18 protein-coding genes are annotated in these 21,548 nt (G+C 44.2%); 8 read left to right on the top strand and 10 right to left on the bottom strand.

What is annotated here, in order from left to right; genetic code table 11:
- Positions 1-9: 9 nt before the first annotated feature.
- Together gloA and AC3CH4_RS04945 are read right to left on the bottom strand one after the other, a co-directional pair.
- Entirely contained in the window at positions 10-387 is a 378-nt protein-coding gene (gene gloA, locus AC3CH4_RS04950) for a lactoylglutathione lyase (protein ID WP_054546693.1), read from the bottom strand.
- 217 nt (positions 388-604) lie between these two features.
- On the bottom strand, positions 605-1,540 hold the full coding sequence (locus AC3CH4_RS04945) for a LysR family transcriptional regulator (RefSeq protein WP_054546694.1): 936 nt from the start codon (positions 1,538-1,540) through the stop codon (positions 605-607).
- Between the two features lie 915 nt (positions 1,541-2,455).
- On the opposite strand from AC3CH4_RS04945, the gene AC3CH4_RS04940 reads away from it, so the two are divergent.
- The 7 genes from AC3CH4_RS04940 to lepB all read left to right on the top strand — a co-directional run bounded on the left by AC3CH4_RS04940 (position 2,456) and on the right by lepB (position 9,730).
- Positions 2,456-3,097: a hypothetical protein gene (locus AC3CH4_RS04940; RefSeq protein ID WP_054546695.1), complete on the top strand. Its 642-nt coding sequence runs from the start codon at positions 2,456-2,458 to the stop codon at positions 3,095-3,097.
- Positions 3,097-4,086: an efflux RND transporter periplasmic adaptor subunit gene (locus AC3CH4_RS04935; protein ID WP_054546696.1), complete on the top strand. Its 990-nt coding sequence runs from the start codon at positions 3,097-3,099 to the stop codon at positions 4,084-4,086. The genes AC3CH4_RS04940 and AC3CH4_RS04935 overlap by 1 nt, the downstream gene beginning before the upstream one ends.
- Positions 4,087-4,370: 284 nt before the next feature.
- Positions 4,371-6,347 carry an alkyl sulfatase dimerization domain-containing protein gene (locus AC3CH4_RS04930; protein ID WP_488543409.1) on the top strand — a complete coding sequence of 659 codons (1,977 nt, stop codon included), beginning with the start codon at positions 4,371-4,373 and terminating at the stop codon, positions 6,345-6,347.
- A 205-nt stretch (positions 6,348-6,552) separates the two neighbouring features.
- On the top strand, positions 6,553-7,041 hold the full coding sequence (locus AC3CH4_RS04925; RefSeq protein ID WP_488543408.1) for a hypothetical protein: 489 nt from the start codon (positions 6,553-6,555) through the stop codon (positions 7,039-7,041).
- Positions 7,042-7,403: 362 nt separating this feature from the next.
- The gene (locus tag AC3CH4_RS04920; protein ID WP_488543407.1) at positions 7,404-8,477 is read left to right on the top strand and encodes a helix-turn-helix transcriptional regulator; all 1,074 of its coding nucleotides are present in this window, start codon (positions 7,404-7,406) and stop codon (positions 8,475-8,477) included.
- Between the two features lie 376 nt (positions 8,478-8,853).
- On the top strand, positions 8,854-9,096 hold the full coding sequence (locus AC3CH4_RS04915) for a hypothetical protein (protein ID WP_114633193.1): 243 nt from the start codon (positions 8,854-8,856) through the stop codon (positions 9,094-9,096).
- The gene (gene lepB, locus AC3CH4_RS04910) at positions 9,083-9,730 is read left to right on the top strand and encodes a signal peptidase I (RefSeq protein ID WP_488543406.1); all 648 of its coding nucleotides are present in this window, start codon (positions 9,083-9,085) and stop codon (positions 9,728-9,730) included. The genes AC3CH4_RS04915 and lepB overlap by 14 nt, the downstream gene beginning before the upstream one ends.
- A gap of 136 nt (positions 9,731-9,866) precedes the next feature.
- Here lepB and cyoE read toward each other — a convergent pair whose 3' ends face one another.
- From cyoE to AC3CH4_RS04875, 7 genes are all read right to left on the bottom strand, one after another.
- A complete protein-coding gene (cyoE, locus tag AC3CH4_RS04905; RefSeq protein WP_488543405.1) occupies positions 9,867-10,736 on the bottom strand; it encodes a heme o synthase in 870 nt (289 codons plus the stop codon).
- 8 nt (positions 10,737-10,744) lie between these two features.
- Positions 10,745-11,056, bottom strand: a complete 312-nt coding sequence (cyoD, locus tag AC3CH4_RS04900; RefSeq protein ID WP_010439794.1) for a cytochrome o ubiquinol oxidase subunit IV — start codon at positions 11,054-11,056, stop codon at positions 10,745-10,747.
- Entirely contained in the window at positions 11,056-11,691 is a 636-nt protein-coding gene (cyoC, locus tag AC3CH4_RS04895) for a cytochrome o ubiquinol oxidase subunit III (RefSeq protein ID WP_076671315.1), read from the bottom strand. Before cyoC ends, cyoD begins: the two co-directional genes overlap by 1 nt.
- Entirely contained in the window at positions 11,663-13,738 is a 2,076-nt protein-coding gene (cyoB, locus tag AC3CH4_RS04890) for a cytochrome o ubiquinol oxidase subunit I (RefSeq protein ID WP_065112135.1), read from the bottom strand. Before cyoB ends, cyoC begins: the two co-directional genes overlap by 29 nt.
- Before the next feature lie 5 nt (positions 13,739-13,743).
- Positions 13,744-14,640: a ubiquinol oxidase subunit II gene (gene cyoA, locus AC3CH4_RS04885; RefSeq protein WP_372018477.1), complete on the bottom strand. Its 897-nt coding sequence runs from the start codon at positions 14,638-14,640 to the stop codon at positions 13,744-13,746.
- Between the two features lie 743 nt (positions 14,641-15,383).
- Positions 15,384-18,482, bottom strand: coding sequence for an efflux RND transporter permease subunit (locus AC3CH4_RS04880; protein ID WP_488543404.1), 3,099 nt, complete (start codon positions 18,480-18,482; stop codon positions 15,384-15,386).
- An 8-nt stretch (positions 18,483-18,490) separates the two neighbouring features.
- Complete coding sequence (locus AC3CH4_RS04875) at positions 18,491-19,606, bottom strand: efflux RND transporter periplasmic adaptor subunit (RefSeq protein ID WP_488543403.1); 1,116 nt, start codon at positions 19,604-19,606, stop codon at positions 18,491-18,493.
- A 236-nt stretch (positions 19,607-19,842) separates the two neighbouring features.
- Between AC3CH4_RS04875 and AC3CH4_RS04870 the strand changes: the two genes are divergently transcribed.
- Positions 19,843-20,457 carry a TetR/AcrR family transcriptional regulator gene (locus AC3CH4_RS04870; protein ID WP_016791089.1) on the top strand — a complete coding sequence of 205 codons (615 nt, stop codon included), beginning with the start codon at positions 19,843-19,845 and terminating at the stop codon, positions 20,455-20,457.
- 28 nt (positions 20,458-20,485) lie between these two features.
- Here the strand turns inward: AC3CH4_RS04870 and AC3CH4_RS04865 are convergent, their stop codons facing one another.
- Complete coding sequence (locus tag AC3CH4_RS04865) at positions 20,486-21,397, bottom strand: LysR family transcriptional regulator (RefSeq protein WP_016791090.1); 912 nt, start codon at positions 21,395-21,397, stop codon at positions 20,486-20,488.
- Between the last annotated feature and the right edge of the window lie 151 nt (positions 21,398-21,548).

Here is a 21,548-nt window from a genome sequence, read left to right as displayed (position 1 = left end):
TATCCTCGATTAACCTAGTTGAATCAGTTCGATTTGGTAGCCGTCTGGGTCAGTAATAAAAGCGATATGAGTTGAACCACCTTTCACTGGACCCGCTTCGCGAGTGACGTTACCACCTAGCGATTTGATCTTGTCGCATGCTGCGTAAATATCGTCTACACCCAATGCCAGATGACCAAACGCGCTGCCCATCTCGTACTCATTCGTATCCCAATTGTACGTTAGCTCGATCGTCGTACCACCTTGCTCGTAGCCAACAAAAACCAATGTGTAGCGGTAGTCTTTGTTTTCATGGCGTTCAAGTTCCGTCATTCCCAATACCTTGGTGTAGAACTCGATAGACTTGTCTAAATCAGTAACTCGGATCATTGTGTGTAGGAATTTCATATTTCGCCCTTATTAGCACCACAAGCATGGCGCCGTTATTATTTTGAGTGGAGGTCATCCACTAATCTCTGAGTGAAATAATACTATTCAGCGAGGAATTAAGGAAATTATCAAAAATTCTCAATGTGATAATTTTTTGTTATGAATTTTATGGCTAGATCAAACTCAATGACACAAAAAAGGGAAGCCAATGCTTCCCTTCGAGTTAGACTCTTAACTAAAACCGTAAACGCCTATCTTTAAGAGTTTTTGACATTGCATCAGACGTATTAATCACTTGTTCTCTGAACCATTTATGAGCAGGGTCGCTATTTTGCTTCTTCAACCAAATCAGGTAGTGAGACATTTGCTCATAATCAAAAGGAGGCTTAAAGAGTTGTAAGCCGAGCCTCTCTTGGAACTGCAGAGCCATAGAGAGTGGGACTACTGTGATATAATCCGACTGACTACACAGCAAAATATTGCTAAACAGCGACCGTCCGTGAAATGCGATTTTACGTTTGGTTAAATCCAAAGAAGTATAATGACTCAAGCTACGAACTTTACGTCGCGTTCTGTCTAATACGGCATGCTTTTCACTCATGAACTGCGCTTCGCTGATCTCACCTTGAATGCGAGGGTGCCCCGAACGGCACACGATGGCAAAGTCTCCCTGATACAGGGTTTCACTCGCAATACTTGGGTGTTCAGGAACCACTATCTCAATCATGGCATCGAACTCTTGCGTCAAAAGATCTTCATAGATGCGATCATCACTGTCTGGTTGATCAAAGACTTCTAGCGACAAATTTTGATTGGGAAGCGCCGCAAAGCTGTCGAGTAGTACCCACTGAAGATGTTCGGGACAAGAAATAACAAACTTACGTTCAGAGACTTGCTCATCAAAGCTAGCCATCGATTGAAACACGCCATTCAATTCATTGATCGGCGCTTTGATCTGTTCATACAAACTTTGGGCATAGGATGTGGGCACAACACCACGTCCTTTTCGAACAAAAAGCTCTTGGCCAATCTCTTTTTTTAGGCGTGCTAATGCGGTACTGATGGTCGATTGGTTGGTACTGAGTTGATCCGCAGCCTTACTTAAACTGCCCTGCTCCATCACCGCAGAAAACACGGCAAGTAGGTTGAAGTTGGGGATGTCGTTGCTCATATATCATTACTCATTAGGCGACCATAAGTACTATGCTATCGTAAAAACGATAGAACATACAATTGTCTCGCTTTTCATGACACTTTGTTCAACGCATTGGGATATACATTTGACCAATAATAGCTACAATATTTTTAATTCAACATTCAACAAAGACTTCTTTTCTAACAACTATACTCATACATTTGGCATATCATTAATATAGCTTGCAAATACTCAGTGAATAACTCCCTTTACGGACCAAACTTATTATCAGTCATATATATTTCATCATTCATATCCATCACTCTTTCTAGTGTAAAAAATGTGTAAAAATATCAATTTCAATAAATTACTTACTGATGATTTTATTAATCATTTCCTTGATCCAAACCAAGTTAATGAACAATGTTTTCTATGTCTATATGAGCCTTTTCAAATAAATCGACCTACCGATTTAGAGTTATAACTACTAATCGTAATTACGATATTATCAAATCGTAATTCTGGGTAGATACTGGTCAAAACTCTTCCTATTATCCTGCTAACAAATCAATTATCAGCCCAAACAGAAAACTGACAAATGTTTTACTTTGGTATGTCAATTGTCATGGAAGAGCCCCTCAATTACCGAGGTAATACACGTAATAAAGACAGTCGCTGAAAAGCCGCACGAATATTAATTCGAACGCCTCATAGCCATCTAATTTACGTCTGCTGACAAATAATAGAGATTGATTTGTAGAGGAGCATATTCGCTTCTTGATACCGAGAATCGGTTGTCTGGACTGAGCAATATCACTTTAAATGTCATCTATTACTTTTGTTTATTATGAGCACCAATCTACCCACATAATAAACATCTACTTTTTAAGATGTCATTAAAGGTGACTTCTAGGCTGCAAATTCTCTCTTCTTATTGATGTAGGTTGAGATATGAACTTTATAAAAATCGTTTTCCAGAAGATCTGGGCCGTTGCTATGGTCTTGATTAAATTCTGCCTGTTTATGGCGGTGATGTTTGCTGGTGCATGGGCTCTTGCACCGCTAGGCACTATCCATTCTAAAGACATCGACATGTCTCAATTCAACAACCATCCCAATGAAATGATGATGAACTTCTTCCAGATGGAGTACTTCTCTGGTTACTTGTTTTCAGTGACAATTGCTGTGGTATTAGCCGGTGTTTACGGCATGTGGCAGTTGCATGAACTGGGTGTACATAAAGCAAAAGAGCACAAAAGCGCTCACGTACAGATCGTGTTTGCACTGTCACTTTGCGGACTCTTCATCAGCAAAACATTCTGGGTTATCGCGTTGGTTATCGCGTTGGCGAACTGGAAACATATTGGTCAATCACTGAGTGATGTTATTCGCCGTGGTGTACAACCTAAACAAGACGCGGCCAATACAGAGACAGCTGCAGTCCACGTATCACCTGAACAATCGGTAACAGAGCCGTCTCAAACGAATCAGTCTCAAACACAACAGTCTCCAGTAGAGCAATCTTCAAAAGAACAGTCTTCAGAAGAAAAGGCTCCAACAAAACCATCCCCTACAGAAAAAGAGGTCGCATAATGAAAGAGATGATGATTCCATACATCCTAATTGTATGGTCACTGTTTGCGACAGGCGCACTTAAGAAGAACTTCAAAAACTACACGTGGGCTGCCATTGGCGGTGTAACGATTCTTGCGGTATTAGCGGTTATCTCTCGCTTGTGGGCACCCGTTGATTTAACGAACTCAACCACAGTGAAAGCACCACACGCGGTGATGTCACCTATCTTTGGCCAGCAGATCGACCAAGTGCTTGTTGAGCACAACCAAATGGTTAAAGAAGGCGACGTAATTTACACACTCGTCGACATTGACTCTGCCGCCGACAAAGCAAAGATCGAATCTTCAATTATTCAGAAAGAAGAAGAGATCAAGCAAATGAATCGCGACTTAGAGCGTGCTGAAACGTCACCTGAAATCTTCAATATGCGTGACGTAGAAAAGTACGACTCCGATCTTCGAGTGTTGCACGCTGAACTTGTGTCGTTAAAAGCCGACCTACAAAAAGTAAATTGGGCGCAAGAGAAGAAAACCATTAGGGCTGAATTTGATGGTCAGGTTTCGATAGTGAATATTGCTGAAGGTTCTGTCATGGGTAACATGCACCTCTACAACACCAGCAAAAAGTTCCTTGAGATGCGTATTTCAGACCAAACTTATGGCTATGTTCAAGTAGGAGACTTCGCTGAATTCTTCGTTGATGCATACCCAGGCCACGTGTTCCGAGCAAAAGTACACAGCTTTAATGCAGGTACCGGTGAGTCGAGTATTTCTCCGCTTCAGGGACCACAAAGCGTCGGTCAACACGTGGTAAGAAACGGTAATGGTTTAGGTCGTACTATCGTACTTGAGATCATCGAACCTGAAGGTTACAACATCCCTATAGGTTCAACTGGCGCGGCTTGGATCTCGGCTGAGAAACCACATCCGTTCTGGGGCTTCATTGATGTAATCGGCGCAGCAACGGTTCGCCTACAATCTTACAAGTCATACTTAGGTGCTTGGTAAGTACTGAGGTTCTCGGTAAGTATTAAGGTTCTCGGTAAACACTTATATAACAGCCATTAATTCCAAATTAAATGCCCTGAATTTCAGGGCATTTTTGTATCTGTTGCAAGCCCCACTTACTAATTGATTTAGATCAATATAAATCGTCATTACAATCATTAGATAAATAAACCATCGAAAAAACGATATATCGATATCCTATTAGCGCGTAGATAGCGACCTTTCCCACCTCTATCATTTGGCTCAAGAAATCCAATTCCTGTATCCAAAATAAGGTCACTACCATGACTAATACATTCAAAAAAATGGCACTTCCTGTTGCTGTTGCGAGCGCTCTATTTGCTTCTAGTTTTGCATCTGCAACTCCAACTGTAGAAGCGACATCGAAAGTAGGCCAAGAACTTCAGACAGCAAATGCTGCGCAATACCAAAACATTGACCTTGATGCTCGCTACAAGAGCGAGGTTCTATTCGAACACAAGTCAAACCTATTCTGGGGCAAAGGCGAGCGCATCCAAGTTGTATCGAAAACGGGCGACTCTCTGGCTTACACAGAAGAATCTGATCACGTTCATCCAATCCTCACCAAGCACGGTCGTAAAATGGACCAAGCAATCATCAAAGTGGATGACAATATTTATCTTGGTTACGGCTTCGGTCTAGACACTCCTGTCATGATCGAAGGTACGGACGGCATCATCATTGTTGATCCAGGCGAGTCGGTAGAAATGGCTCAATCGGTTAAAGAACAGTTCCGTCAAATCACAGACAAACCGGTTAAAGCAATCATCTATTCTCACAACCACATCGACCACATCTCTGGTGTGCGTGCATGGGTGACTGATGAAGAAGTAGCATCAGGCGAAGTAAAAATCATCGCTGAAGAAGGCCTAACCGCAGCAGTGGCTAACTGGTCTTCAAACCTAGGTACTCTATTTGGTCATCGTACTTCTTACACAGGTGCTAAGCACGTAGAAGAAGGTGAGCACGGCACAGTAAACGACGGCCTTGGTCCACGTTTCATGCAAGGTGCAATCTCGTTCATTGAACCAAACCTGCTGGTACCAAGCCAAAGCCACATCGAAATTGAAATTGCTGGCGTTAAGATGCACATCGAGAACGTGCCATCTGAAACCAAAGATGAGCTAGTGATTTACTTCCCAGAGCAAAAAATCCTGCACGCGGCTGAAGTACTTCAAGGCGAAAACTTCCCTAACCTTCACACCATCCGTGGTACTAAATTCCGTGACCCATCAATGTGGTTCAAGGGCATCGACGTAATGCGTCAGTTCGACACTGAGATCATGATTAACTCTCACGGTCGTCCTGTTGAAGGTAAAGAAGCGGTATCTGACGTATTAACGGCCTACCGTGATGCGATTCAATACACGCATGACCAAACTATCCGTTACATGAACAAAGGTATGACGCCAGACGAGCTAGTTGAAGTGGTTAAACTTCCTAAGCACCTTGCAGAGCACCCTTGGTTAGGTGAGCACTACGGCACTGTGGCACATGCCGTGCGTCAGATTTACGTAGGTTACAACGGTTTCTTCGAAGCGGATCCATGGCAGCTAGAGCCAATGGCTTACGAGCAACGCGCTAAAGCATTCGTAGAGATCATGGGCGGTCGTGACAACATCCTTACTACTGCACAAGCCGCAATTAAGGCTGAGAACTACACCTTTGCAGCAGAGATTCTTTCTTACCCAATCACGGTAAACAAAGATGACATGGAAGCACGCTTACTGAAAGCACAAGCTTACAAAGCATGGTCTGCAGATCAAGTGAACATCAACTGGCGCAACTGGGCATTAAATGCCGCAGCTGAACTAGAAGGTAGTCGTGATTTCTCTAACATGATCAGCTTCGCTTCTGTTGACGTTCTTACTGCGCTACCAAGCAAGCAGATCTTCGACATGATGACTTCAACACTTATCGCTGAGAACTCGTTAGACGTGAACATGATGCTGACGTACAACTTCTCGGATACGAACGAAGCATTCACTATCGAAATCCGTAACGGTATTGCTCAGTTACACGAAGAAGCGGTTCAAGGGGCAGACGTTCAAATCGACACCACTCGTGCCGTACTGAACCAAATCTTGATTGCGGGTCCAAACGCTCAACAAGTGATAGGTACCAACCTACAGTCTGGTGCATTCAAGTTCTCGAATGGCGACATCAAAGGCTTCGGTCAATTCATGAGCTACTTCGATAAGCCAATGACTCCAGAAGAGATCATGCTCATCGTTCGCTAATAGTGAACTCGAACGGTCGCTCTTCGGCGATAGCTCTTCGACGATAGCGTGTTAGTAAACAATCACTAACACACTATCAACCAATAAGTTGACTGCTTCACATGGACGACAAACAAATACAGGGACCCTTTGTGGTCCCTTTTTATCGTCAGGTTCGGCTTCTGCCGTCAGATTCTTAACCCTGTTATAGGTCTCGATAACCATTATGTTAAAACGATTTGCTCTGATTCTTTCACTCACCTCTTCACTCACGTTTGCCTGCGGTCTTCACCAAGAAACCGGATTTAGCTTAGTGACAGAGCCCGGTTCACTAGAAGTATTTGGCAACATCATTAATGCTCGACAAGATGACGAGTTCGGAAACCTAGATAAACCGGATCATTTCAAACTGTTTGCGATAAAGTCAGCACTCGCAAAGGCGCATCCGAGTAAGATTGAATTCAACTTATTTGAAGCGATTAAAGGTCACTACAGCCAAGTCAGCATTGAAAAAGGCGTGAACGTTTCAGGAAGAGACACTTTGCCGACAGAGAACGATTTATTGCTTATTACAGAGCTCGACGTGTTCGATGCATTGGCCAACGGAACGATCTCTTGGGATCAAGCTACACTGAATGGATTAGTGGTAATCAATGGCCCCCAAGATAAACGCGAGCAATTAGAAGCTTGGTTCAATGATATTTTTGCTGAGTGATCGACTCATTCTAACCTTACTTGCTCAATGGCATTCCCCTCAATATTGAGCACAAACGATAACGAGCCGATAGCAAGAAAATAGTGTGCTAACTGATTAAAAACACTTCAAAATCACAAACCACTCCCCTCTCAATTATATAAAGCCACCATTATTGGAATTAACATCACTTAATGTAAGCTCCACCTTGCAATCTTGTTCAAAATTCAACCTAAAAACAAATAGTTACAAAATACCCTCTGTAATTGGTGAAAAAGAAATCAATTACAATAATATCCACAAAAAAATGTGACTTCCTGCGAATCTCCAAAATAAATTTGTGGTTAAATACGGCACATCATGAATCAAAGATAAGAGAAAGCATGTCTACAAAAGCATTTGGTGACTTCTATTGCTATTTACACTGCCTCACTTTACTTTCAACAAAGGAGCAGGGGCTCACACCTAAAGAGTATCTTGATGATGTTCGAAAAGAGCCTTTTTATTACCGTGGAGACACCTCACAAGAGGCTCAACAAAAGTGGGCAGAGCGCATATTAGACTCCGTATATAAATACCATGGAGTCCAAGGTTCTGGTCCGGCCGGGCATTCGGAGTTATTAGTACGTGACGGGACTGCATCGAAAGCTCGTTATAAAGTAAAAGAAGGCGTTGATTTTGATGTAAACCCTGGATTAAGTGATTCAATCTCAATGTTAGGTAGTATTGGCAATCAATTGCGAGAACGGCTTTTGCCGTCAGCAGGAGCGAAACTCAACGACGCCCTAAGGCTTATTTCAAGAGCAAAAACAACGCTAAATAGCGCACCATTCAAAATTCAAGTAAGTTGCTACGACTTTGTAGCGCCACAGGTTGAACAATCCGTGCTTTATGACATAGAAAGTGCACTTGAAAATAGACAAGTACTCTCATTTGATTACAACAATCATCGCTGTGAGGTTGATCCATACGCTTCGTTTGTCTATCAAAAAGTCTTTTATCTTGTCGCTCGAGAACGTTACAAAAGAAGCTATAACGGTAGCTCCATGTCTGGAGAAATGCGTACCTATACGATGCACAAGATAAACAACATTGAAATACGCTCAAATCAAAGTTTTTCAATGGGTAACAAGTCTGAATTTTGCCTCCACGCTTATCTATCGACGACAAAGGGTAAATGGGTCAACGGCGGTGAAACGTTCGAAGTATTACTTAAAATGATGAGAGATTCTGAAGGTAACAGCAAGTTTGTAAATGAATTTAAACTGAGTGAATGCCAGGAAATAGAAGAAACATCGAAAAGCCACTACATTGTCAGAGCAAGGGCTAGAGATAGCTTAGATTTTAAACATTGGCTCATTCACAACGCAGATTGTGTGGAAATTTTAGAGCCATTAAAACTACGTCAAGATGTAATACGAGACCTTAAACAAGCGATGAATGTCTATTCACATTAGATAGCATAGTCATTATATATTAATTTCAACCTTGGCTCCTCCAAGTAAAAATCTAATACACATTCATGCCATGATATATTTATTAGAAATTATAAATATATCAAATAAAATTAATTTTAAAAAAATATTTTAACTAATTTCCAGTTTTAGACAAAAAACGTCAGATTTTACTGCCACAATCTACACACTAAAATAATAAATTAGGCTTATCCGTGGTTAAAAAAATATTACAGATTTTTGTTGATGAACTTTATCGTCTCAACTATAAATCGACTAGCATTACACATCGTCTTCCATTTTATTGGTATCGACCATTTAAATTAATGAGCCGATTACTTGTTTTACCCATCATATTTCTATTTATGGTTTAATTGTAATGAACAAAAACTTATCAAAATTAGAATGGTCACTATTGGTGACAACAATTACTTTCATTAGTCTTAGTGTCTTCCTTTACTACTTCTTATGTAAGAACTTGTTTAATGGTGGATTCAACGATGTTCTTGAAATCATTGCTGTATTAGCGCTGACTTATGGCTCATTTATTTTTGCAAACTACAGCGTAACATTATTGGCCGAGAAGTATTGCAGCCGTAGGGTCCAACATGAAGATCGTTAAATGGGTAATCTCGGCATCCACTTCTCTAACATTCTGGATTTTTATACTATTTTACTACTTCTCTAGCTCAATCAACGCCAACACTGGAGCAAGTATGGCGCCTACTTTTGAAGGGAAGTACTGGACCACGGTTAATGGTGTTCGTTTGGGTAGATACAATCCTGAACGCGGTGATGTCATTCGGTTCCTGCACCCTCCAAAACACCGTTCTGAAAACATTTCATTCAGAAAAAGAGTGATTGGTATACCGGGTGATACTATTATGCTAGACATGGGTAAACTTTATATTAATGGTATAAAGGTGTCTCATGGAATAACAAATAAAGAAGATGGGTACATATATATAAACGAGAAAATTGGTCTTCACGATTATAATGTAAGGTATTCAAAAGAAAAATCAAATTTATTTAAAAGTAATCTTACTTGGCACGTTCCTGAAGGTAAAATAATGGTGTTAGGTGATAATCGTGATCACTCCTATGATTCAACCTTTGATAGTTTCGGATATGCAGACATTAATAATGTTAACGGCATCTATAACAAAGTGATACTCAACGTAGCAAACGGTAGCCGTAAGTTAAATTGTAATTTAAGAAGCTCATCTGATTACAATATCCTCAACAGAAGTTGTTAAACATTGTGATGACAGATGTAAATTAACCGGGCTAACTTCAATAGCTAAATTTTTAGATTATAAATAATGATAGTAGCTGTCTATTAATAATAGGTAACGCGGGGTATCCCACGTTACCTTTATTATTTATATGGGCTTACAGAAAGTGCAAAGGAATCAGCTCTAAACCGAGTACACCACTGATGCTCATCACCACCAGCAAAGAGACTTTAAAGACCGTCTTTGACCACTGGATGTAGTTGGCGCAATCAACCTTACGGAATGTCACTTTGGTCCACATAAAGCAAACGGCTGCCGACACGGCTAGGTATTCATAACCTGCCTCTCCGAGTAAAAATAACCCCAGAGCAACTGCTCCAAACGCCACCACATACGCTTTCATGTGCTGATGTGCTTTATCTACACCCTCTTTCACCGGTAACACAGGTATACCTGCATCGCGGTAGTCTTGAATGCGGAACATCGCGATCGCATACGAGTGTGGCATCTGCCATAAACAGAACATGATGAACAATAGAACGGCTTCTAAGCTCAGGTAGTTAGTCACGCCAAGGTAGCCAACCAATGGAGGAACCGCGCCAGAGATACTGCCAACTAAGGTGCCGTAAACCGAATTACGCTTGTACCACATGGTGTAGAAAAAGACGTAAAACACATAGCCAAGCAACACCACAACCGCAGACATCGGATTAACAAATTGAAACAGCAACGCCGTACCTGCCAACAACATGACCAATGCATAGATAAATGCCACGTCTGTGTTGATGTTGCCCTGAACCAATTCGCGGTTCTGGGTACGTTTCATTTTCTGGTCGATATCTCGATCAAAGATGTTATTCACCACACAACCTGATGCAATCACAAGCCCTACACCCGCTAACGTCGTCAATAACAACATCGCACTGGCTGGTTCTGTTTTTGCGGCGAGGAAGAACCCCGCCGCAACAGAAATCAGGTTGCCGAAAATGATGCCCGGTTTGGTGATAGACAAATAACTTTTCAGCATACCCTAGCCTACAACTTCATGTTTACGTTCATGTTGTAGATGATCCACACCGAGCCAGCGATAAGAATCAATACAACAATGGCGGTAAACATCAGTGACACCAAGTTCCAACGCCCATCAGAGGATTTCGCTTCCATGTGTAAGAAGTACTTAAAGTGCACAAAGATTTGTACCAGCGCACAGCCGAACAAGATCACGTAAGTTTCAGTGCTTGGCAACGCATGTGACCACACAATGTAGAACGGAATAATGGTCAGAATTAGTGACGCAATAAAGCCTTTCACATAATCCGTTGCACCGCTGTCTAGATGCTGTTCCATTACATCACCCCCATTAAGTACACGATGGTAAATACGCAAATCCAAACGATATCAAGGAAATGCCAGAACAGGCTTAAGCACTGGAAACGCATCGACATGTTGTCGTTCAAGCCTTTGGTTGAAAGCTGGTGATACGCCACCGCCATCCAGATAAGACCGAACGTTACGTGCAAACCGTGTGTGCCGACCAAGGTAAAGAACGCAGAAAGGAATGCGCTTTCTTGAGGGCCATAGCCTTCTGCAATCAAGTGATGAAACTCATACACTTCCATACAGATAAAGGCTAAACCCAATACGAAAGTGACTTTTATCCATCGCTTCAGTCCGGTCACGTCTTTGCGCTTCATCGCAATCATGCCAAAGCCAAAGGTGATACTACTGAACAACAGCATCATGGTTTCGACAAACACGAACGGCAGTTCAAAGATATCTTTGCCTGTCGGACCTGCGATAGATCCACTCTCAAGCACGGCATAAGTCGCGAAAAGCGTGGCAAACAGGACACAGTCACTCATCAAGTAAACCCAGAAGCCAAACAACTTATTGCCCGCAGCTTCGTGGTGATGATCATGCGAGTGTGCAAGATCATAAGTGTGTGACGGAGTATTAGCTTGCATACGTCGTCTCCAAATCATCTTTATTGTCGTTGTTATCACTGTCAGCACTGTTACCACGACCAGAATGGTCGCCTTTCACTGACTGTTTCTTCGCTTCTTCAAGCTGTGCACGTCGAGCCGCTTCAATCGCTTTGATCTCTTCAACTTCCACGTAGTAGTCCACATCGTCGTTGTAGCTATGTTGAATACACGTCACCACGATGCCCACTAAGCTTGCTGCTGCTAACCACCAGATGTACCAGATCATCGCGAAGCCAAATGCCAACGCCCATGCAGAAACATAGATACCTGTCGGTGTGTTCTTAGGCATGTGAATACGTTCGTATTCTTCTTCCTGAGTTGGGTCAAACTCACCACTTTGCTTTTGATACCAGAACGAATCGATCTCATCGCCCTTAGGCAATTTTGCAAAGTTGTAGAACGGCGGTGGTGAAGACGTTGCCCATTCAAATGTACGTCCACCCCATGGGTCACCGGTTAGATCTCGGTTTTGGTCGCGGTCACGAACACTCACGTAAATCTGAACGAACTGACACACTACACCCATCGCAATTACGCCTGTACCTGCAGCCGCAACCGCCAGTAGAGGGAAGAATTCAGGGTTGATGTCTTGGCTCAAACGACGCGTCATGCCCATAAAGCCCAGAGCGTAAAGCGGCAAGAACGCCATCAAGAAACCGATGATCCAGCAGTAGAATGCGCGTTTGCCCCACAGCTCGTTCAGAGTGAAACCAGTCGCTTTCGGGAACCAGTAACCAATCGCAGCAAAACAACCGAAGACAACACCACCGATGATTACGTTGTGGAAGTGAGCAATCAGGAATACTGAGTTATGCAGAATGAAATCTGCGCCCGGTACTGCCATCAATACGCCCGTCATACCACCTACGGTAAAGGTGATTAGGAAGCCCACTGTCCACATCATTGGCGTGGTGAAGCGGATACGACCTTTGTACATGGTGAATAGCCAGTTGAAGATCTTAACCCCGGTTGGGATAGAGATAATCATGGTCGCGATGCCGAAGAAGGCATTCACATTAGCGCCAGAACCCATGGTGAAGAAGTGATGTAGCCAAACCACAAACGCTAAAATAGTGATCGCCACCGTCGCCCATACCAGCGAGGTATAACCAAACAGCTTTTTACGTGAGAAGGTTGCAGTCACTTCAGAGAACACACCGAAGATAGGCAAAATCAGGATGTACACCTCAGGGTGTCCCCATGCCCAAATCAGGTTCACATACATCATCACGTTGCCACCAAGGTCGTTGGTGAAGAAGTGTGTGCCGATGTATCTATCCAACGTCAGTAGCGCGATAGTAACCGTTAAGATAGGGAAAGAGATGATGATCAGGATGTTGGCACACAGAGACGCCCACGTGAATACTGGCATCTTCATCATTGGCATAGACGGAGTACGCATGCGCAAAATAGTCGCGAAGAAGTTCACACCCGTTAATGTGGTACCCACACCGGATATTTGCAGCGCCCATATCCAATAATCGACCCCGACTCCCGGACTTGCCTCAATGCCAGAAAGCGGCGGATACGCCAACCAACCCGTACGGCCAAATTCACCTAAGCCCAATGACATGTTGGTTAGGATGATACCCACCACAAACAGCCAGAAACTTAGGTTATTCAGATAAGGGAATGCAACATCACGAGCACCGATTTGCAGCGGCACGATGATGTTCATCAAACCGATAACTAAAGGCATCGCAACGAAGAAAATCATGATCACGCCGTGAGCGGTAAAGATCTGGTCGTAGTGATGTGGCGGTAAATAGCCCGTCTCACCAGCTGCAGAAAGCAATTGCTGACTACGCATCATGACCGCATCGGCAAAGCCACGAACTAACATCACCATTGCCACAGCAATGTACATGAAGCCCAATTTTTTGTGGTCTACAGAAGTAAACCATTCATTCCAAAGGTATTGCCACTTACCGGCTTTTGTTACCGCATACACCACTAAACCACCCACTAAAGCGATCATGGTTAACGTGAACAAAATAATGGGTTCGTGGTAGGGAATTGAGTCTAGAGTTAATCTTCCAAACATGACGATTATCCTTGGGTTTCCGGCAAACAGTTCATTGAACCAGGGTGCTGGGTCACGACATCAGTGAATAAAAATGGTGGGATACTGGAGAAGAAAGTCACAGGTTCAGCAACACTTGGCGCAGCCAATGAACGGAACTGCTCCCAATCTTCAATACGGTCTGGGCTAGCTTTCACTTTTTCCACCCAGTTTAGAAACGCCACTTGGTCGGGCATTGCTGATGCGGTGAATTTCATTTGAGAGAACCCTTTACCACTGTAGTTCGATGCAAAACCTTTGAAGTCACCTTCATGATTAGCAATCAAGTTCAGCTTGGTCACCATTCCCGGCATCGCGTAGATCTGCGAACCAAGACGCGGGATAAAGAACGCATTCATGATGTTGTCTGAAGTCAGCTTAAACGTCACCGGTACATCTTTCGGGAACGCAACATAGTTAACCGTCGCAATGTTTTGCTCCGGATAGATGAACAGCCATTTCCAGTCCAGAGAGACCACTTCGATCACCATAGGTTGCACATCACTTTCCAGAGGTTTGGAGGGCTCCAGTTCGTGTGTTGTTCGCCAAGTGATGGTGGCCAGAATCGCAATAATGATGATTGGAATCGTCCATACCACTATTTCAATCTTGGTTGAGTGCGCCCAGTCAGGTGCATACTCTTCTGTGGTGTTGCTTTCACGGTATCTATAAGCAAAGTAGATGGTCATCAGAATCACGGGGATGACGACAATCAGCATCAGCAACAGAGCCGTAATAATCAGCTCCTTTTCCTGAACGCCAACGCTACCTTTTGGGTCGAGCAATGCGGAGTTACATCCTTCGAGCATCAGAACGGTTCCCACCAAACCAATCCTCGACAGATTTGCTCTCGATAAAATGCGTTTATATCTTGAAGCTTCCATTAACTTTCTCGATGGTTATCCAGCCTCAGAACGAACGCCCGAGTACTGGTTGTCATGGTCATTAGAATATTTATGTGTTGAGCATGTGAAACGACGCATCTCAAAGCGAAACGGAATTAGCCACGATCTTGAACAGTCGACAGTTGAACAGTTGAACTGCCAAGTTAAAGCGGCAGTGCTGCGCAGTCGAAACATTGCCGCACGGTTAAAACCACACAAAAAATATGACTTAATTGTTGCACTTTGAAACACATTGTTACATTTGGCGCATTATGAGGAGTTGAAATTGAAAGCTCACCAAACAAACTTGGAAACTAACCTTCCAGTTATGAAAGTGAGATATGGAAAATTGACGCAATTCAGACGCACGACATAGGCGTGCCACACGAGTTGAGCCATGTTCGGAAAAGGATTAAGGGCAAACGGAGGAGAGAAAAGTAAACAAGCAGTAGAAACAACAATGTTTGATTACATTAGAAAGAGCGAATTAAACAAAGTGCGACAGCCATCAAGTTTATGAATTCACATACGATTTCAAAGGTATTTACAAAAGACATCACTGGAGATAGCAACCCATTAGATATTCGAATAACACACTGCTTTTCATTGATAATAATGCCAGTTAGGTGCCGAAGAATAGTGGCAAAGATCGACCTGAAAAGCCGATTTGATGAGTATTTTGACCTGTTTTAAATGGGTATTACTCCCCTCAAAGGAGAGGAGTAATGAACATTAAGAAGGGATTATGCTGTAGCTGTGACGACTTTCTTGCGCTGATTTTTAGTCATTAAGTGATAAACCACAGGCACAAAGTAGAAAGAAATAAGCGTGGTTAACACGGTTCCGCCAACAATCGCGACCGCGAACGGAGGCCAGAAGCCACCACCAGCAATGATCAGTGGCATAAAGCCGCCAACCGTCGTAATCGTTGTCGAACTGATATGACGAGTACACGACATCACAGCTTCTACCACCGCATCCACATTGCCTGATGAAGCTTGTTCATCGAGTTTCAATTCCGTCAGAATCACAATGGCAGCGTTAATCGCTAAGCCCGCAATCCCGAGCATCGCGATGATCACCGTAAAGCCAAATGGATAACCGAAGATCCATACCGACAGCAAACCTAGGCCACCAGCCAACCCTGCTACCATGAAGATGATGCTACTCATTCGGAATGAGTTGAACGACATCACCACCACCAACACCATCAATACCACTACAACGGCGACATTCGAGATAAGGCTGTTGACTGAATTGTCTCGTTCAGCGGATTCGCCACCAAAACCAATGGTGTAACCCGATGGCATCTCATAGTCTGCAAGGCGTTTTTGGAATTCATTAAGCACGGTTTGAGGTAAAACACCCGCTTCAATGTAACCCTCGATGGTATTCACACGCTGCCCGTTACGACGAGTAATCGCACCACGACTAGTCGTCAGTTCAAGCTCAGCCAGAGTCGACACATTGATGCCAGTTGAGTACACCTCAGAGCTTATCGGCAAGCGAATATTACTCAGATGTGCTAAGTTTTCACGCGCGTCATCCGCAACTCGAACACGGATTGGCACCGATTCACTGCCCTCAATCACAGAGCCACTTTCACGACCTGTCAGCGTGGTTTGCAACATGCCTGCGAACTGATTGAGTGAAATACCGTTGAGTTTCGCGGTGTCTTCATCGACCTTCAACCACACCTTCGGCGTACCCGGTTGCAGTGTTTCCCTTGTGTGCGTGACATGAGGAACACCTGCCAGAATCAAGCGCACATCCTCACCAATCACTTTTAAGGTATCGAGGTTTTCACCATACACACGCAGTTCTACTGGCGCGGTAAATGGAGGCCCTTGATTAAGCTTTCGTACCAAGATCTGCGCCTGTGGTACTTCTTTATCTAGCACCTTTTGAAGTTCAGGAATTAGCGCATTGGCTTGGTCAAAGTTCTCTGTTTTCACCATGGCTTGCGAGAAATAAGGCGCGTTATTTTGTCTCGCTTGTAGGTTGTAATAAAACGATGGGAAATTTGCGCCCACCAGCCAATCAATACGCTCTACTTCGGGGTAACGATGAATGATGTCGTCGATTTTCTCAGAGGTATTCTTGGTCGCATAAATGCTTGCTTGAGGGGGCATGTACACCTGAATCTCAAACATGTCTCTATCTGATGGCGGGAAGAATTGTTCAGTCAGCTGAGACATACCCCAATAACCAGTAAACGGTACCAGCAATACCAAAGCAATCGTGATAATTGGATGCGTGACACCAAAGCGAACAGAAGACGAGAACCAACGCGTCAAAGCCGGAATTCTCAAGCCTGTCATGTACCAATGGTGCTGACCTTTCTTATCAACATCACTGAGCTGTTTCGGCAGTAGCTTGGTCGCCAAGCCTGCAATCAAGGTGTGCGAGATGATGTAAGAACCGATCAACGAGAAAGAAACGGTAATCGCAATACCACCGACGAACTCACCCGATGCGCCAGGCATCAGAATGATCGGTGCAAAGGCTAGGACAGTAGTGAGTGTCGAACCCAGTAACGGAACCCACAAGTGCTTCAACGCATTCATGGTCGCTTCGGCTCGCTGCTGCCCTTTCAGGCGATAAGCTTGAATGGTATCGACCATTACCACCGCGTTATCGACCATGATTCCGAGCGCCACAATTAGGCCAGTGACCGACATTTGGTTAATCGGCACACCGGTCATTTTCATGATCGACAAGGTCAGTAATGAGGTTAACGGCAGAGAAATCGCCACTAAGATCGCGGCACGCACGCCTAAAGTGACAAACAACACAATCAAGATCAGCACGAAACCGATCATCAAACTTTTGCCCAGATCGTCCAAGCGTGTTTCGGTATAGCCTTGCTGATTGAAAAGCACGTTGACCTGAATATTGCTCGGCAACTCTTGCTCAAATCGACTGATGAGCGCGTTGGCTCGCGACGTCCAGTTATCGACTCGCAGATCAGGATGCATTCTTGCCGCGACAATCACACCCGGCTTACCATCAATAATGGCAATCTGATCTTGCGGGGTTTTCTCACCACGTTTCACAGAAGCAATGTCTTCCATACGGATGATGTGACCATTGCTATCAGTGGCTATTGGCACTTGCTTAATGCGTTCAATAGAATCGAGTTCAGATTTAATTTCTAAGCCAAAGCGAGAATAAGCACTCACTAACTCACCGGCGGAGTTCTTGGCGTCTGCCCCTTCTAGCGACTCAGCAATATTGGCACTTGAGCGCCCTAACGCCGCTGCATCGGCAGTACGCAAGCTGATTTGAATCTCTTCTTGTGGCATCCCGTATTCATCAACGAATTCAGTGCCCGATAAAGTTCGTAATCGCTTAGCGAGTTCTTTGGCATAACGACCCAGCGTTAATCGGTCAGGCTCGCCTGAACCAGACCAAGTTAGAGATGCGATGGTCGTGAAAGCATAGGTGTGGTCACTGTCGAGATCGGGAGAATGAGAGCCCGCAGGCAAAATGGATTCGATGTCAGATAGCTTGTCACGAGCTTGAGACCAGACGGGTTCTGGCTCGGTGATGGTGTCATTCAATTCTAAGGTGACAATAGACACGCCCGGCCTTGACGTCGAGCTCACGAGTTTAACCTCACTTAACTCGCGGAGCTTGTTCTCGATAACTTCTGTTACCAAGGTTTCAACACGCTCGGCACTGGCTCCGGGGAAACTGGTAGTAATGTTCGCGTAACGGTTGATGATCACCGGATCTTCTGCACGCGGCAACGTCATGAACGCAGAAATACCACTCACCATCAGCAGTGCGGTCATTAAGATAAGCAGTCGAGTGTTGGAAATAGTCTCTATGATTTTCATGCTATTTCCTATTCAGCAGTAACGCTTGCTGGCTTCACGGTTTGTCCGGGAACTAAACGATGTAAGCCACTGGCAATCACTTGTTCACCGTCTTCAATCGCCCCACTCACGTACGCTTGTTGATTGTTGGCAAACAACACCTGCACGCTTCGACGTTCGACCTTGTTATCTTCACCAATCACAAAGATGTTCCACACACCGCGTAACCCATCAATCAAACCCGTTAATGGCACCCAGTAACCTTGGTCATCGATTTGCTCGTCAAACTTAAGGTAAGCAAGTTGACCTTCTAAAACAGACGCTTGCTCAGGGAAAAGATAACGTAAGCCGACACTTCGAGAGCGAGTATCAACCATTGCGCCCGGATTCAACAGGCTCACAGCGAATTCATCTTGCCCGACACGAATGCTTGGCGCAGAAAGCGAGGTCACTTTTTGCATTTGATGAGCAGGGATTCCGATAAAGGCTTCTTTCCCTTCAGAAGCAAGCAGTGTAAGAGTTGGATTACCCACATTCACTACATCTCCCAAAGAGACAAAACGCGTTGCAATAGTGCCCGAATAAGGCGCAAGAATTGTCGATTTCACTAGCTTCAATTGATTGCCTTTTACGGAGGCACCAATACGCAGCAAGTTAGCCTGCAATACGCGTTGCTCACTAGTCAGCGAGTCAATTTCCGCCTCAGCACTGAAGCCTTTAGCTTTCAATGAACGCTGACGTTTAAGGTTCGCTGCAACAAGGCTCAACTGAGCTTTGACTTCTTCAGCTTGAGCTTTCAACTGACTAGATTCAGTTTCCAAAAGTTGGGTATCCAATCGAATCAACGGCTGACCCGTTGTGACTGTGTCACCGACATCCACCAGAATCTCGTTTACTTTGCCCGCCAGTTCGAAACCTAAATTAGCCTGTTGACCCGCCTTAACCACACCGACATATTCGCGTTGTACTGCATAAGAGGAAGACAGCGCCAAGGCCATCGTTTCCACGGTTAAAATGGTTTGGACGCTCGATGCCGTTTCAGCGGTTGAATCAACCGACTCTTGGGCTTGTTCCTTTTCACCACATCCAACAAGAAAAGCCGACAACGCCACTGCCACTGCGCTTCCCTTCATCAATTTATACATACGTACTGTTCCTATGCGGTACTCAATTATGTTCTTTTTTTAGACTAACCAAATCAAACTAGACTGTCTAGTTTGATTATGTTAAAAATAAGTTTCATCGTTAATGATTGATAAAACCATCACAAAAAGCATAATGCTTAGCGTAAAACGAGACACATAGAACTGAGCACCAACAGGCACCAAGCAACGAGACAAACTAGGTAACGAGACAACACTAAGTAACGAGAAGCAAGCACGTGACTAAAATCATCAAGAGTGAACAGAAGAGATCGCAGATCTTAACCGCAGCAAGCCAACTTTTCTCTGAACATGGCTTCAAGATCAATATGGATCAGATAGCCAAAGCAGCGAACGTTTCCAAGCAAACGGTCTACTCTCACTTTAAAAACAAAGACGAACTTTTCGAAACCTGCATGCAAACCAAGTGTGCGGAGCGAGAACTCAGTCCTGCTGCCTTTGATATGGATGCAGCGGTGGGTGATGAGTTGGTGAAATTTGGTGTGAAATTTCAGGATTTGTTACTTGATGAGCAATCTAGACAAACCTTCCAAAATGCCATTAGCCAAGCGAATACGCATCCAGAGATCGCCTCAATCTATTTAGAAACTGGGCCTCAGAAAACCACAAAATTACTCGCCGATTACCTACAGTCGAAAATAGAATCTGGTGATCTCACACTGTCGACATCAAGCTCGCCAGTCATTGCTGCACGCCAACTGTTGCTGATGTTTCACGGCAAATCGGCGTATTGGGGATTCTTCGGACACGATAGCGGTGAGTCACAAGATGAAAGACTTCACTACACGCGTGAATGTGTCGCACTATTCTTAAACGGCAACCAACCTCGTTAATAGCTCATAGCTAGGTTTCTCATAGCACCTAGTCCGCATTCTGGGCTGATTCAAGAAGCAGTTCATAGAAACGATTAGCAGCAGGGCCTGTCTTGGCTCCTTTTGGCAAAGTCAGGTGCAGCGGAACGTGATACCCACTGCCATTTTCGACATTCAACACAGTGAGCTTGTCACTTCCTCGACTTTCAACAATGTGCTTAGGCAATCGGCAATAGCCCACACCCTGCCCTACCGCGCCAAACGCATGGTCGAAATTATCCACCGTAATACGCTGACTCGACTTCAACCACCCTACATCCTTTTTCTCACCTTGTTTTTTACTGCCTTGACTAGCTTGAGCACCTAAATCTCTCACCACAATTTGTGGAAGAGACGACAGCTGATTAAGCGATATGGATGACATGCTAGCTAACGGGTGCGAGCAAGCAACGACAGGTTCCATCATCGTAAAACCAAAGGCTTCGGCTGAGTAATTAGTAATAGGCAAGTTGATGATAGCCACATCAGCCAGTTCTTGAGTCACCATTTCCGTTGTTTTAGAAAGTGATGTTTCTATCACTTGTATCGATGTGGTGTTGTTCTCCGTCAAAAATGTAGCCATCGGTTGATAAAGACGCTCAAGGCAGCACAAGTGATCAACAGCAACCACAATTTCAGACTCAACACCTTTCGCTAGCTGTTCACTAATCAACTCTAGCTCGCGAGCTTGTTCCAACATGCTACTCGCTCGGCGCAGCAGCGACTTTCCGTCTTCCGACAGTACCGCCCGACGACCTTCAACCTGAACCAAAGACACGCCCAGTTGATCTTCCAATTTTCTCAACGCATAAATCAGCGTGGTGTGGCTCTTATTCAATTGCAGTGCCGCCGCCTGAATGCTGCCAGCCCGGTCTATCTCATAGAGTGTTTGCCATTGGTCGAGGGTGGTCTTTAATCTCATTGGTCTAAAATCCTGACAGTTATTAACTATATTATGAACTTTTCTGTCTGTTTTTTACAGGTAATATCTATTTCAACAGGCAATCAAGCCTCCTATGTTTTGCGAAATGACCATGAGTCTCAGCGCAATACCAAGTAACTGTTTGGAGAAA

Source organism: Vibrio sp. QJM3NY_26 (genome assembly GCF_057786005.1).
The sequence above is the reverse complement of the archived record's forward strand: the minus strand, read 5'-3'. Positions and strand labels throughout refer to the sequence as shown.